The following is a 14,941-nucleotide window of genomic DNA, read 5'->3' on the forward strand; positions in this document are numbered from 1 at the left end:
GCTCCCTACAGAAAGCAGGTAACAAATAATGATGATCACTCCGGTTCTTTCAGTGAAAGATAAGATTGGCTACGGACTCGGCGATATGGCCAGTGCGCTGGTCTGGCAAACAGCGACCTTGTTTCTCGCTTATTTCTATACGGATGTTTTTGGTTTACCCGCCGCGATTATGGGCACGCTATTTTTAGTGGTTCGTGCCGTGGACGCCTGTGTCGATCCCTGCATCGGCGCGCTGGTTGACCGCACCACGACGCGCTACGGGAAATTCCGCCCGTGGCTGCTGTGGTTTGCGATCCCGTTTGGTGTCTGTTGCCTGATCACATTTTATGTGCCTGATATATCGCCAACCGGTAAAATTATTTATGCAGCAGTGACTTATACTTTACTAAGCCTGGTATATTCCGCCATCAATGTGCCGTATTGTGCGATGCCGGGGGCGTTAACGCTCGATCCACGCGAACGCCATTCACTGCAATCGTGGCGCTTCGGGTTGTCATTTATCGGCGGCCTGGTGGTCACGGTGATCGCCCTGCCACTGGTGGAAAAACTCGGTGCCGGTAATCCGCAGAAAGGCTACTTCTATGCCATGAGCCTGATGGGACTGCTAGGTATCGTATTATTTTTCTGTTGTTTCGGGCTGACGCGGGAACGTTATCAGCCACGTAATGATACGTCCGGTTCAATGCTGAGCGACCTGAAATTGCTGTGGAATAACTCACAATGGCGCATTGTTTTTATTTTTAATATTTTGCTGCTGTGCGCCGTGGTTATCCGGGGTTCCGCCACGCTGTATTACGTGAAATATGTGCTGGCCCGTCCGGATCTGGTATTTAATTTTATTGTTTTCGGTATGATCGCCTCATTATTGGGTGCCTTACTGTCTGAGAAATTATTAGGTAAATTCGACCGGATTAAATCCTATCAATGGACAATCCTGACCTTTGTGATCTGCAACGCGGCTATTTTCTTTGTTCCTTCGCCGTCCATTGGCCTTATTTTCGCCCTCAATCTGGTGTTCAGTTTTATCCAAAACCTCACCACGCCGTTGCAATGGACAATGTTCTCAGACGTCGTAGATCATGAAGAATCCCGCACCGGCCGGCGGCTTGACGGGCTGGTATTCTCCACGGCGCTGTTTGCCATTAAATTCGGACTGGCACTGGGTGGAGCTATTGTCGGCTGGGTGCTCGGTATGGTCGGTTACCTGCCGAACGGTGCCACGCAAAGTGCGCCGGTAATGTTAACCATTAATTCACTGTTCACACTGGTGCCGTGTGCGCTATTCCTGCTGATGGCCGCCCTGCTTTTCATCTACAAACTCAACAACCGCACAATGCAAACTATCGCCTCCTCCCTCGCAACGCGACGTTCTTTCGCAGGCGCAGAGGAACCCGTGCTCAGCGGTTCCCGGCCTTTGATTAATCAAGGAGATGCAAGATGACTTATCTTTATCAGGATGCTTCCCAACCCGTATCCAGCCGTGTCGCCGATCTTCTGGCCCGTATGACGCCGGAGGAAAAATTCGCCCAGATGCATGCGCTCTGGCTGATCCTCGACAGCCACGGCAATCACAAAGAACGTACCGACCTGAGCGATGACTTTGCCGGGCATAAACAGAGTCAGGGACTGGAACAGCAACTGGCACTGGGTGCCGGGCAAATTACCCGCCCGCTTGGCACCCACGTGGTGAGCCCGGCTGAAGGCAGACAAGCGCTGAACCGGCTGCAAAAAACTCTGGTGGAAGAAACGAGGCTGGGCATCCCGGCGATGTTCCACGAGGAATGTCTGGTGGGTCTGCTGTGTAAAGATGCCACGTTGTTTCCCTCATCCCTGTGCTATGCCTCAACCTGGGATCCGCAATTAATGGAGCAGATTGCCGCCGCTATCCGTGAGGAAGCGCAAAGCGTAGGTTGTCATCAGGGGCTGGCGCCGGTGCTGGATGTGTCACGCGATGTGCGCTGGGGACGTACCGAAGAAACCTTTGGTGAAGACCCGTATCTGGTCGGCGTGATGGCAACGGCTTATGTACGCGGCTTACAGGGTGAAAAGCGTGACCTGCTGGCAACGCTGAAACATTACGTCGGGCACTCTTTCAGCGAAGGCGCGCGTAACCATGCGCCTGTACATCTGGGGTTTCGCGAATTGAATGACACGTTTCTGCTTCCCTTTGAGATGGCGGTGAAACTGGCAAATGCCGGTTCCGTCATGCCGGCTTATCACGATATCGATGGACAGCCGTGCCACAGCGATCATTTCCTGCTGACCGAAATTTTACGTGAACAATGGGGATTCGACGGCCTGATTGTTGCCGATTACGGCGGCGTCAGTCTGCTGCATCAGCATCACGGCGTCAGCCATGACGATGCCGAGTCTGCCGCTTTATCGTTTAATGCGGGTCTGGATATTGAATTACCGAAAGGTGACTGCGCGCAGCATCTGGCAGATGCCGTTTCACGTGGCCTGATTGATATGGTGAAGATTGACGAAATTGTTGCCCGCATACTGACCGAAAAATTCCGTCTCGGGCTGTTTGAACAACCTTATGTCAGCGAACTTCAGCCGCAACTGCAGCAACCTGCCACACGGGCACTGGCCCGGAAAGCGGCTGTGCGATCCATCACCTTACTGGAAAATAATGGCATCCTGCCGCTGAAACCGACATCTGGCCAGAAAATTGCGGTAATAGGCCCGACGGCAGATGATCCGCTGGCCTTACTCAGCGGTTACAGCTTCCCGGTGCATCTGATCATCAGCGAAATGCAAGCGCAGACAGAACAGGTCATCACGCCGTTACAGGCTTTGCGCGACGCTTACGGTGAACAAAATATCCGTTATGCCAAAGGATGCCATATTCTCGAAAAACGCACCGCCGGTGCGCCGGTATTCCCCGGCGATGCAGGAACCCCGATGCAAAGCTCACCGGTCTCACAAAGCACCGCACTTATTCCGCAGGCGGTTAAACTGGCGCAGGAGAGTGACGTCGCACTGGTATTTGTCGGCGATCTGGCCGGATTGTTCCAGAGCGGCACAGTAGGAGAAGGTTCTGATACTGACAGCCTGAAGTTGCCTGGCGTTCAGCAGCAGTTGCTGGAAGAGGTCATCGCCACCGGCAAACCGACCGTTGTGGTGATGACCGGCGGGCGGCCGTATTCGCTCGGCGGGCTGGAAGAAAAAGTCGCAGGATATCTTATGGCGTTTGCCCCCGGTCAGGAAGGTGGATGCGCCATCAGCGACATCCTCAGCGGCAAAGAGGCTCCGTCCGGAAGGCTGGTGTTTTCCGTGCCGAAAAGCGCCGGTGCAATGCCCTATTATTACAATCACAAGCTGAAAAGTGGCGGTACGCCGGTTGCATTCCACTTTGGTGCAAAATATCCGTTTGGTTACGGACTGAGCGGCACCACGTTCCGTTATCATGATTTTCAGCTCAGTCAGCATCCTGTCGCCATCGAAAATGGCGACATTGAGGTGCAGATACAAGTGACCAATACCGGTAAGCAAGCGGGCAGCGAAGTGGTGCAGGTTTATCTGCGCGACTGCGTGGCATCACTGGTGCGTCCGGTGCAGGAACTGAAAGCTTTCGAACGCGTTGAACTGGACGCCGGGCAAACGGCAACGCTCAGTTTCAGCATCCCCACCGATATGCTCAATTTCACCAGTAACGCCGGTAAGCGTATCGTCGAACCGGGTTTTGTCGAGGTACAGGTAGGGTCGTCGAGCAGGGATATTCAGGCGCGTGGCAAAATCACGCTGGCCGGCGAAGTGCGGGAATTGCCCCGCGACTGGCGGATGGTCAGCCGGTGCGACGTCAATCAGTAACCACGGATGATGAAAAGCGAAACGGACGCCCTGAGCGTCCGTTTTTTATGCATACAAAGCGTTGTTACTCAGTCTCTCTGACGATACCAAAATGCTTATAGGCATGATTGGTCGCCATGCGTCCGCGCGGTGTGCGCTGAATAAACCCCTGCTGGATCAGGAAAGGTTCGATCACGTCTTCAATCGTCTCGCGTTCTTCACCGATCGCCGCCGCTAAGTTATCCAGCCCGACCGGTCCGCCGGTGAACTTGTCGATAATCGCCAGCAGCAGTTTGCGGTCCATGTAATCGAAACCTTCCGCGTCGACATCCAGCATATCCAGCGCGCCGTTGGCCACATCACCGTTGATGGTGCCGTCGCCTTTAACTTCGGCAAAGTCACGCACACGGCGCAACAGACGGTTGGCGATACGCGGCGTTCCGCGTGAACGGCGGGCAATCTGATGCGCGCCCTCTTCCGACAACTCCAGCCCAAGGCATGACGCACTGCGCCCGACAATGTGCTGTAAATCCGCCACCTGATAAAACTCGAGACGCTGCACAATCCCGAAACGGTCACGTAACGGTGACGTCAGTGAACCGGCGCGGGTCGTCGCACCAATCAGGGTAAACGGCGGTAAATCAAGTTTGATGGAACGTGCCGCAGGCCCTTCACCAATCATGATATCCAGTTGATAGTCTTCCATCGCCGGATACAGAATTTCTTCGACGACCGGTGAGAGACGGTGGATTTCATCAATGAAAAGCACATCGTGTGGCTCGAGGTTGGTCAGCATCGCGGCCAGGTCACCGGCTTTTTCCAGCACCGGCCCTGAAGTGGTCCGTAAATTCACGCCCATTTCATTCGCCACGATATTAGCCAGCGTGGTTTTACCCAGTCCCGGCGGTCCGAAAATCAACAGGTGATCGAGCGCGTCTTTGCGTTGCTTGGCCGCCTGAATAAAGATTTCCATTTGCGAACGCACGTGAGGCTGACCGACGTATTCGTTGAGCAGCTTCGGGCGGATTGCACGGTCGATGACTTCTTCTTCACTGAAGACTTCAGAAGATATCAGGCGGTCAGCTTCAATCATCGTTTACCTCACAGCGCCGCGCGCAGCGCTTCTCTAATTAGCGTTTCAGATTCGGCGCCCGGTTTGGCAACTTTGCTGATCATACGGCTGGCTTCTGGGGGTTTGTATCCGAGGGAAATCAGTGCTGCAACGGCTTCGCCTTCGGCGTCAGATTCCTGAGCTTTCGACGACGATGCAGGTAACGTGATATCAGTATGACTGTTAAATAGATCACCGTTTAATCCTTTAAACCGGTCTTTCATTTCGACAACCAGGCGTTCTGCCGTTTTCTTACCGACGCCCGGTAACTTAATTAATGCGGTGATTTCTTCCTTTTCTACCGCACTGACAAATTGCTGAGCCGACATACCTGACAAGATCGCCAGCGCCAGTTTGGGTCCGACTCCGTTCACTTTGATCAGTTCACGGAACAGCGCGCGCTCTTGTTTATCGTTAAATCCATAGAGCAGCTGGGCATCTTCACGGACGATAAATTGCGTGAATATGATAGCTTCCTGGCCCAGTTCCGGCAATTCATAAAAACAGGTCATCGGCATATGCACTTCATAGCCAACGCCTTGGGTTTCAAGCAGCACCAAAGGGGGCTGTTTTTCCAGAATAATGCCTCGTAGTCTGCCTATCACGTTCATTTTCCTTATCAGGTCAAAAGCAGCGATGTTTATATCATAAAAAAGGCTGGATGAATATCCAGCCCAACGAACGCACCGCCGCTATCGCATACGCCCGCGCGCCATTTGTAATTTGTCACTGCTGAGCCGGATAGCATTCTGGCTCATATGACAATGTGTTATCGCAATTGCCAGCGCATCGGCGGCATCTGCCTGCGGATTCGCCGGTAATTTCAGGATTGAACGCACCATATGCTGAACCTGCGTTTTTTCTGCGGCACCGGTACCGACGACGGTCTGTTTGACCTGCCTCGCGGCATACTCAAAGACCGGCAGGTCCTGATTAACGGCGGCCACAATGGCGGCACCGCGCGCCTGGCCAAGTTTTAACGCAGAATCGGCATTCTTCGCCATAAACACCGATTCGATGGCAAAAAAATCAGGCTGAAATTGCGTAATAATTTCCGACACACCGGCGTAAATCAGTTTCAGACGCCCCGGCATATCGTCCACGACAGTACGGATACAGCCGCTGCCGAGATAACTGAGCTGACGTCCTGTCTGGCGGATAATGCCATAGCCGGTAATACGCGAACCGGGGTCAATCCCCAGAATAATAGCCATAGCCAGTTAACGCCTTGTGTTGTCGTTTTTTACAAAGTTGGGGAGAGTATAAACTGCTGAGGGGCAACAGGATAGCCAGCCGGTGGTAGCCACCGGCTGGCAGAGAGATTACAGCGTTTCTGCGATCTCGTCGGAGATTTCACCGTTGTGGTAAACCTCCTGCACATCGTCACAATCTTCCAGCATATCAATCAGGCGCAACAGTTTTGGTGCAGTTTCTGCATCCATGTCCGCCTTGGTCGATGGGATCATCGTGACTTCGGCGGAATCAGCTTTGTAACCGGCAGCTTCCAGCGCGTCTTTCACTTCGCCCAGATTCTCCCAGGCAGTGAACACATCGATAGCGCCGTCATCATAAGAAATGATGTCTTCTGCGCCTGCTTCCAGCGCGGCTTCCATCAGCACGTCTTCATCCAGACCCGGTGCGAAAGTGATCACGCCTTTTTTGGAGAACAGATACGCCACGGAACCGTCGGTACCCAGATTGCCCCCGGTTTTGGTGAACGCATGACGCACTTCTGCCACGGTACGGTTACGGTTGTCACTCAGACATTCCACCATGATGGCTGAACCACCAGGGCCGTAACCTTCATAAATGATGGTTTCCATGTTGGTGTCTTCGTCACCGCCCACACCGCGTGCGATAGCACGGTTCAGGGTATCGCGGGTCATGTTGTTGGACAGCGCTTTATCGATAGCCGCACGCAGACGTGGGTTTGAACCCGCATCACCGCCGCCCAGACGCGCAGCCGTGACCAGCTCACGAATGATTTTGGTGAAAATTTTGCCGCGTTTAGAATCTTGCGCCGCTTTGCGGTGCTTGGTGTTGGCCCACTTACTGTGACCTGCCATAAATATCTCCAAAAAGTCTAAAGTCTTAACAGACCGAATAGTTTACAAATTCTTCAATCGCCTGCTGGTTGCTCGGTGAGACCGTCAGCGCTGCCGCTGCCGGTTTATCGAGCCACCGGTACGCATGATGTTCAGTCAGAACCACATCACGCTCGTCGGGTAACGCCAGACAGAACCAATGTTCTTTGTTACGGGTCACGCCGGGAGCATAGCGATGGCGCAAATGCGCAAATATTTCAAAATCCTCGCAGCGGTTACAGTCCTGAAGCGGCAGGTTTTCACCTGCAATGTCGATACCGACTTCTTCCATGACTTCCCGCTGCACGGTTTGATTCGGGGATTCCCCGTCTTCCAGACTGCCGGTCACCGACTGCCAGAAATCCGGGTCATCCTTACGTTGAAGCATCAGCACCCTGCCGGTGTTTCTGGCGTAGATGACGCACAGTATCGACTCAGGACGCTTATAGCTCATTAGTTATTCTCTGTATTTGTGTCGGGTGTCACTTCTTTTTTAGCCACAACCGCAATGCCCAGTTCCAGCAGTGACGCCGGGTTGGCAAAACTTGGTGCTTCGGTCATCAGACACGCCGCTGCGGTCGTTTTCGGGAAAGCGATTACGTCACGGATGTTATCCGTTCCGGTCAGCAACATCACCAGACGATCCAGACCAAATGCCAGGCCTGCGTGCGGAGGCGTACCGTATTTCAGTGCATCGAGCAGGAAGCCGAATTTCTCGCGCTGTTCGTGCTCGTTAATGCCCAGAATACTGAACACCGTCTGCTGCATTTCGCTGCGGTGAATACGCACAGAACCGCCGCCCACTTCGTAACCGTTGATGACCATGTCGTAGGCGTTAGCAATAGCAGAAACCGGGTTCGCAGCCAGCTCTTCAGCCGTCATGTCTTTCGGCGCAGTGAACGGGTGGTGCATAGCGCTCAGACCGCCTTCATCGGTGTCTTCAAACATCGGGAAGTCAATCACCCACAGCGGAGCCCACATGTCTTCTTTGGTGATTTTCAGGTCACGACCGACTTTAAGGCGCAGTGCACCCATGGCGTCAGTCACAATCTTAGCGCTGGCTGCGCCGAAGAAGATCATGTCGCCATCTTGTGCACCGGTACGTTCAATCAGGGCAGACAGCAATTCTTCATTCAGGAATTTAGCCACCGGGCTCTGAATGCCTTCCAGGCCTTTCGCGACCTCATTCACTTTGATGTAAGCCAGGCCTTTGGCACCGTAGATTTCGATGAATTTTGCGTATTCGTCGATTTGTTTACGGCTCAGGGAGGCACCGCCAGGGACACGTAATGCTGCCACGCGGCCTTTCGGATCGTTGGCCGGATCGGCAAACACTTTGAACTCGATGTTTTTCATCAGGTCCGCAACGTCAACCATTTCCATCGGGTTGCGCAGGTCCGGCTTATCAGAACCGTAACGACGCATCGCTTCTGCAAAAGTCATGACCGGGAAATCGCCCAGATCCACGCCTTTCACTTCCTGCCACAGTTCGCGGGCCAGTTTCTCCATCACTTCACGCACTTGTTCAGCGCTCATGAAGGAGGTTTCCACATCGATCTGGGTGAATTCAGGCTGACGGTCAGCACGTAAATCTTCATCACGGAAGCATTTTACGATCTGATAATAACGGTCAAAACCGGACATCATCAGCAGCTGTTTGAACAGCTGAGGAGACTGCGGCAAGGCATAGAACTTGCCTTTGTGCACACGGCTTGGCACCAGATAGTCACGCGCACCTTCCGGCGTGGCTTTGGTCAGCATCGGAGTTTCGATATCCAGGAAGTCATGGCTGTCCATGAAACGGCGCACAAAACTGGTGATTTTTGCGCGTGCTTTCAGACGGTTAGCCATTTCAGGACGACGCAAATCAAGATAGCGGTATTTCAGACGCGCTTCTTCAGTGTTGACGTGGTTGGAGTCCAGCGGCAGCGATTCTGAACGGTTAATGATGTTCAGATTGCTGGCGAAGACTTCCACTTCACCGGTCGCCATGTCTTTGTTGAACTGGCTTTCCGGGCGTGCACGCACAATACCGGTTAGCTGGATGCAGAACTCGTTACGCAGTTCAGACGCCAGCTTGTAGGCTTCAGCCTGATCGGGGTCGAAGAAAACCTGGACGATGCCTTCGCGGTCACGCATATCGATGAAAATTAAACCACCCAAATCGCGGCGGCGGTTAACCCAGCCACACAATGTTACTTCCTGGCCCACATTGGACGCATTCAGTTTTCCACAATATACAGTACGCATAACGGTATCCTTTTGATCCCACTACCCGGCCTCATGGCTCACAGGCACAGAAACGGTTATTGACTCTGGTCGCCCGCCGCAAAACTCAGCAGCGCGCGGAATGGGTTTTATTCAGGTCGAAAAAAGGCGGCTATTATAAAGGAATTTCCGGCGAAGGATAAGTACGAACATGTCAACGCTGGCGCGGAAATTAATGCCTGTTGCTAGCTACACATAATTTAACAAAATTATATCTTTTTGCCCCCCGCGTTAGCATAAACTCGCGCCATCCCCTTTGTACACGCAGTAAATCACTCCTTTCTCTTATTACCTATTTTGAAAACCAGGAGCTAAGCATGAAACTTGATCCAAAAACGACCGCGCTGGTACTGATCGACTTACAGAAAGGGATTTTACCGTTCGCGGGCGGCCCGCACACCGCACAGCAGGTGCTGGACAACGCGACTGAACTGGCCAACCGTTTCCGTCAACTCGGTGCGCCAGTGGTGATGGTACGCGTAGGCTGGTCTGACTCCTTTGACGAAGCGCTGAAGCAACCGGTGGATGTGCCTTCTGTCGCACCGGAAGGCGGTTTACCGGCAAGCTGGTGGGAATTCCCGGAACAGCTGAACGTTACCGACAGCGATTTGCTGGTGATCAAACGTCAATGGGGCGCGTTTTACGGCACCGACCTGGATTTACAACTGCGTCGCCGTGGCATTAAAAGCATCGTACTGGCCGGTATTTCCACCAATATCGGCGTGGAATCAACGGCCCGTAATGCCTGGGAACATGGCTATGAACTGGTGATCGCAGAAGATGCGTGCAGCGCGCACAATAATGATCATCATCAGTCGAGTATGCAGTTTATTTTCCCGCGTATCAGCCGTGTCCGTTCCACCGCCGAAGTGCTTGCCGCGTTGCCAGCGTAACGTTACCCTGATTTCCATGCCTGAACGCCGCCCGCTGAGGCGGCGTTTTACCTGGGATCCGGCCCGGAAAAAAGGAGCACCGATATGTATATTGGTTTACCGCAATGGCACCACAGCGCCTGGGCGAAGATAGGTTTGCGTGATCTGGCCGATTACGCGCGGTACTTCAATTGTGTCGAAGGCAATACGACATTTTACGCCCTGCCCAAACAGGAAGTGGTGATGCGCTGGCGTGATATGACACCTGAATCTTTCCGCTTTTGTTTCAAATTTCCTTCCGACATCAGCCATAAAGCGGCACTGACGAATTGTCAGGAAGACGTCAGTATGTTTTACCGCACGCTTGAACCGCTTGGCGGACGCACCGGGCAACTCTGGCTGCAACTTCCGGCAGCGTTCGCGCCTGTCCATCTTGACCGCTTATGGCAGTTCCTGGATGCCCTGCCCGCCGGTTTCGATTATGGCGTCGAAGTTCGCCATCCGGATTTCTTCAAAAAAGGCGAGGCGGAACGTGCACTGAATCAGGGGTTACATCAGCGCGGCATTAACCGTGCGATCCTCGACAGCCGCCCGGTTCATAGCTCTACATCCGAAACACACGCGGTGCTTGAAGCCAAACGTAAAAAACCCGTTTTGCCGCTGCATGCACTGGCGACATCCACCCGGCCAATTGTCCGCTTTATCGGTGGCGACAGTCTCGAAGCGAACCGCCCGCTGTTCGGTCAGTGGATCACCAAACTCAGCGACTGGCAATCACAAGGATTGTCGCCGTACCTGTTCATTCATACGCCTGATTGTTCCGACGCCCCCCAGCAGGCACGCAGCCTGTGGCAGGATCTGCGCCAGCATATTCCTTCGGTTCAGCCCGCACCGGACTGGCCGGAACAGGACACGTTGTTCTGAGAATATTCATGTTTTTCTGACGACAGTTTTACGTCATCCCGTTATCATAGTGACGCAGCGGAAAATCAGTGCCGTTCCGCCGGAAAACAGGGAATAACCAAGGAAGTCATCATGATTAGCGCGTTATATGTCGTGCTTGCCGCCATACTTTTAATCAAACTCTCTTTCGATGTTGTCCGTTTGCGGATGCAATACCGTATCGCCACCGGTGACGGCGGATCCTATGAATTACAAACGGCCATCCGCGTACACGGCAACGCCGTAGAATATCTGCCGATCGGCTGTTTACTGTTGCTGTATATGGAAATGAACGGCGCGGCAATCTGGACAGTACATGCCTGCGGCCTGTTACTGATCCTCGGCCGGTTATTTCATTATTACGGGCTCAAAAACCGCGAATTTGCCTGGCGCCGTAATGGCATGGCTGCCACTTATATTTCGCTGGTCCTGATGGTCGTGGTCAATATTATTTATCTGCCATGGTCACAGTTTTTGAACTTTGACTGATTACTGTGCCATTACCCGATAAATTTGATGTCCTTTTGAAACAACTCCAAGGCGCGCAGGTATCTGCCTGCGCCAGTATCTGCTAAAATCTGCCCTCAACTTTTTACCCACATTCTTTTTGGCCTGACTCACCGCTATGGCAAACCACGATAGATTGTTTTCTGCACCAATAGATAAGCTTGGCGACTGGACGTTCGATGAACGCGTCGCGGAAGTTTTCCCCGACATGATCCAACGCTCTGTCCCGGGCTATTCCAACATTATTTCGATGATTGGCATGCTCGCGGAGCGCTTTGTTCAGCCCGACTCCAATGTCTATGATCTGGGTTGTTCACTGGGTGCTGCCACGCTGTCGATGCGTCGTAACATTAAGGTGCCGGGCTGCCAAATTATTGCTGTCGATAACTCCCCCGCCATGGTGGAACGCTGCCGCCGCCACATTGACGCTTTCCGTGCAGATACGCCGGTGAGCGTGATTGAATCCGATATTCTGGATATCGGGCTGGAAAACGCCTCCATGGTGGTGCTCAACTTTACCCTGCAATTCCTCGAACCGGCAGACCGTCAGCGTCTGCTCAATCAGGTGTATCAGGGAATGCGACCAGGTGCGGCGCTGGTGCTGTCAGAAAAATTCAGCTTTGAAGACAAAGACGTCGGCGAACTGTTGTTCAATATGCATCACGACTTCAAGCGTGCAAACGGCTACAGCGAGCTGGAAATCAGCCAGAAACGCAGCATGCTCGAAAACGTTATGCTGACGGATTCCGTTGAAACCCATAAAGCCCGTTTGCATCAGGCCGGTTTCCAGCACACGGAAGTCTGGTTCCAGTGTTTTAATTTCGGCTCACTGATTGCACTGAAAGCCGGAGATGCAGAATGATTGATTTTGGTGATTTTTATCGCGTCATCGCTAAAGGGCCGCTGAGTCCGTGGCTCAATACCCTGCCCTCACAGCTAACCGCGTGGCAGAAAGAATCCCTGCACGGCAAATTTAAACTGTGGTTTAACTCCGTAGACCGCCTGCCGTTGCTGCAACCCGAGCGTCTGGATTTACTGCACGGCGTCAGCGCAGGTATGGAAATGCCGTTGCCTGCAGGCCAGCGCGAAGGCATTGAAAACCTGCTGCGCAACATGATGCCATGGCGTAAAGGTCCGTTTTCACTGTACGACGTTGAAATCAATACCGAATGGCGTTCAGACTGGAAATGGGATCGGGTTCTGCCGCATATTTCATCCCTTGTCGGGCGGACGATTTTAGATGTCGGCTGCGGCAGCGGTTATCATATGTGGCGCATGATTGGCGCAGGCGCCCATCTTGCCGTGGGTATCGACCCGATGCAGCTTTTCCTGTGTCAGTTCGAGGCGGTGCGTAAATTACTGGGCGGCGATCAGCGTGCGCATTTACTGCCGCTGGGCATCGAACAATTACCCGAGCTGAATGCGTTTGACACCGTTTTCTCTATGGGCGTGCTGTATCATCGTCGTTCACCCTTAGATCATCTTCTGCAACTGAAAAATCAGCTGGTCAGTGAAGGGGAACTGGTGCTGGAAACACTGGTTGTCGAAGGGGATAGTGAACAGGTTCTGGTACCGGGTGACCGTTACGCACAGATGGGGAATATCTATTTTATCCCTTCCGCACCAGCCCTGAAAAACTGGCTGATTAAATGCGGCTTTGTCGATGTGCGTATTGCAGATGTCAGCGTCACGACATGTGAAGAACAACGCCGTACCGACTGGATGACCAGCGAATCTCTGGCTGAATTCCTCGATCCGCAGGATCCGACCAAAACCATTGAAGGCTATCCGGCACCGCGCCGCGCCTTGCTCATCGCCCGCAAGCCGTAATTTCCTCTCACCTTCGTCAGCCAGTCCCCTGTCTGCCGGAGGTTATTGCCCGCACTTAACCCACACTTTCAGTCGCGTTACGCTGTACATCCTGCAGTAAAAAGGTCTAACCTTTCAGAAGGCTATCGGTTGTGATGACAAAGATCGTCTTTCGCGTTACGGGAGGAAGTATGAAGTTCCCAAAAGGCAGCATCGTTAAACACGTATCAGGTGATATCAAAGGCACCGTGATGAATACCTTTGAATCAGAGCACAACATCGTGTCGTATTACGTTTCCTGGGAAGATGGCAGCAGCAGCCTGCACCAGGAAAACGAATTACACTGGGCAAATATTGACGTCGCGATAAAAATAAAAAACTTTTACGAGAAGTAGTCTCCCCCTGTCTGCCACAGCCCTTTGTAAAGCTTCGCATTTTAACGCTTTATCATTGGATTGATCCCTGGCATCTCGTGTATAAGTTCGTCCAGATCAATTTATCAGTACGCGAGTATTTCGTGGAGAAATCAATGCGCAGAAGAATTCGATTCCTCATGGACCGCGCCGTTATTGTTTTAGGTCTTTTTGTGATGTGCCTGGTGGTGAAAGCAGGAATGTTCGGTGTGGCGCTGCTGACCTGGGGCTGAAGTGTTTTGCCCGTCAGAAAAAGCGCCTCTGCAAGTGCTTTTAAGAGCATAAAAAAAGCCCCGCCAATATGACGGGGCCTGGTACTTGCGCAGGGCGACGCAATAAGGGTCGTGTGACCCGGTTAAATTTTTATTTATCACGCCGTGCGGGATATTTCATCGTCAAACTGCAATGTACTTTTCATTGCGGCAACAATATCGCCGTCCACGCAATAACGACTGAATTCATCAAAGTCCGTGTCAGAGCTCATCGTGACACCGGCTTTACGGTAGCGCATGGCGGATTTAACCTGACGTCCTGCTGAGCTGTGTAACTCGCTCAGCCCGATATCAACGAACTTCTGCAAATTCGTCAGGCGCACACCCGCGCCAGCCATAATGATTGGACCACGCGTTAGCTGATTCAGTTCCCGTAGCATCGGTAAACCGACTTCGGCATTTTGTTGTTGTCCGGAAGTCAGAATGCGCGCCACCCCTAACTGAGTCAATTGCTCCAGTGCAATCTTCGGATTCAGACACATGTCGAATGCACGATGGAATGTCACGGCCATATCACCGCACAGCGCCATCACTTCCCACATTCTCGCCATATCTATGTGCCCTTCCGCGTCCAGCATGCCGACAACCAGCCCCGGATAACCAAGATCGCGAATACAGGCAATATCACTTTTCAACACCTCAAATTCACTTCGGCTGTAGCAAAAGTCACCCCCCCTTGGACGGACAATCGGGTGTACAGGGATGGTCACTTTTTCCCTCGCCAGAAGGAGAGTGCCGTAACTCGGCGTAATGCCGCCGTCAGCCTGACTGGCGCACAATTCAACACGATCGGCCCCGGCCTGTTCTGCTGTCAACGCACAATCAACGCTGTAACAACACACTTCTAATTTAGTCATGTGATCTCTCC

Annotated in this window: 15 protein-coding genes; 8 read left to right on the top strand and 7 right to left on the bottom strand. The window is 52.8% G+C overall.

The window, feature by feature from the left end:
* Positions 1 to 28: 28 nt before the first annotated feature.
* Complete coding sequence (locus tag J1785_RS20415) at positions 29 to 1,441, top strand: MFS transporter (protein ID WP_129991886.1); 1,413 nt, start codon at positions 29 to 31, stop codon at positions 1,439 to 1,441.
* On the top strand, positions 1,438 to 3,816 hold the full coding sequence (locus tag J1785_RS20420; RefSeq protein ID WP_217220444.1) for a glycoside hydrolase family 3 N-terminal domain-containing protein: 2,379 nt from the start codon (positions 1,438 to 1,440) through the stop codon (positions 3,814 to 3,816). The genes J1785_RS20415 and J1785_RS20420 overlap by 4 nt, the downstream gene beginning before the upstream one ends.
* A 64-nt stretch (positions 3,817 to 3,880) precedes the next feature.
* Here J1785_RS20420 and ruvB read toward each other — a convergent pair whose 3' ends face one another.
* The 6 genes from ruvB to aspS all read right to left on the bottom strand — a co-directional run bounded on the left by ruvB (position 3,881) and on the right by aspS (position 9,240).
* Entirely contained in the window at positions 3,881 to 4,888 is a 1,008-nt protein-coding gene (gene ruvB, locus J1785_RS20425; RefSeq protein ID WP_217220446.1) for a Holliday junction branch migration DNA helicase RuvB, read from the bottom strand.
* Between the two features lie 8 nt (positions 4,889 to 4,896).
* Entirely contained in the window at positions 4,897 to 5,511 is a 615-nt protein-coding gene (gene ruvA / locus J1785_RS20430; protein ID WP_129952650.1) for a Holliday junction branch migration protein RuvA, read from the bottom strand.
* An 87-nt stretch (positions 5,512 to 5,598) separates the two neighbouring features.
* Positions 5,599 to 6,120: a crossover junction endodeoxyribonuclease RuvC gene (gene ruvC / locus J1785_RS20435; protein WP_120133488.1), complete on the bottom strand. Its 522-nt coding sequence runs from the start codon at positions 6,118 to 6,120 to the stop codon at positions 5,599 to 5,601.
* Between the two features lie 108 nt (positions 6,121 to 6,228).
* A complete protein-coding gene (locus J1785_RS20440; RefSeq protein WP_013575035.1) occupies positions 6,229 to 6,972 on the bottom strand; it encodes a YebC/PmpR family DNA-binding transcriptional regulator in 744 nt (247 codons plus the stop codon).
* Positions 6,973 to 6,997: 25 nt separating this feature from the next.
* The gene (gene nudB / locus J1785_RS20445) at positions 6,998 to 7,444 is read right to left on the bottom strand and encodes a dihydroneopterin triphosphate diphosphatase (RefSeq protein WP_129952649.1); all 447 of its coding nucleotides are present in this window, start codon (positions 7,442 to 7,444) and stop codon (positions 6,998 to 7,000) included.
* A complete protein-coding gene (gene aspS, locus J1785_RS20450) occupies positions 7,444 to 9,240 on the bottom strand; it encodes an aspartate--tRNA ligase (protein WP_129991889.1) in 1,797 nt (598 codons plus the stop codon). The genes nudB and aspS overlap by 1 nt, the downstream gene beginning before the upstream one ends.
* 335 nt (positions 9,241 to 9,575) lie before the next feature.
* On the opposite strand from aspS, the gene J1785_RS20455 reads away from it, so the two are divergent.
* The 6 genes from J1785_RS20455 to J1785_RS20480 all read left to right on the top strand — a co-directional run bounded on the left by J1785_RS20455 (position 9,576) and on the right by J1785_RS20480 (position 13,783).
* On the top strand, positions 9,576 to 10,151 hold the full coding sequence (locus J1785_RS20455; RefSeq protein WP_217137723.1) for a hydrolase: 576 nt from the start codon (positions 9,576 to 9,578) through the stop codon (positions 10,149 to 10,151).
* Between the two features lie 84 nt (positions 10,152 to 10,235).
* Positions 10,236 to 11,054, top strand: coding sequence for a DUF72 domain-containing protein (locus J1785_RS20460; protein WP_217158338.1), 819 nt, complete (start codon positions 10,236 to 10,238; stop codon positions 11,052 to 11,054).
* Positions 11,055 to 11,165: 111 nt separating this feature from the next.
* Entirely contained in the window at positions 11,166 to 11,561 is a 396-nt protein-coding gene (locus tag J1785_RS20465) for an MAPEG family protein (protein ID WP_095922388.1), read from the top strand.
* Between the two features lie 136 nt (positions 11,562 to 11,697).
* A complete protein-coding gene (cmoA, locus tag J1785_RS20470; RefSeq protein ID WP_129952645.1) occupies positions 11,698 to 12,441 on the top strand; it encodes a carboxy-S-adenosyl-L-methionine synthase CmoA in 744 nt (247 codons plus the stop codon).
* On the top strand, positions 12,438 to 13,409 hold the full coding sequence (gene cmoB, locus J1785_RS20475) for a tRNA 5-methoxyuridine(34)/uridine 5-oxyacetic acid(34) synthase CmoB (protein WP_217137719.1): 972 nt from the start codon (positions 12,438 to 12,440) through the stop codon (positions 13,407 to 13,409). Before cmoA ends, cmoB begins: the two co-directional genes overlap by 4 nt.
* Positions 13,410 to 13,579: 170 nt before the next feature.
* Positions 13,580 to 13,783, top strand: coding sequence for a hypothetical protein (locus tag J1785_RS20480; protein ID WP_129952643.1), 204 nt, complete (start codon positions 13,580 to 13,582; stop codon positions 13,781 to 13,783).
* 388 nt (positions 13,784 to 14,171) lie between these two features.
* On the opposite strand, the gene cutC is transcribed toward J1785_RS20480, so the two are convergent.
* A complete protein-coding gene (gene cutC, locus J1785_RS20485) occupies positions 14,172 to 14,930 on the bottom strand; it encodes a copper homeostasis protein CutC (protein WP_129952642.1) in 759 nt (252 codons plus the stop codon).
* Positions 14,931 to 14,941: the final 11 nt, after the last annotated feature.

The organism is Rahnella perminowiae, assembly GCF_019049755.1.
Taxonomy (GTDB): Bacteria; Pseudomonadota; Gammaproteobacteria; order Enterobacterales; family Enterobacteriaceae; genus Rahnella; species Rahnella perminowiae.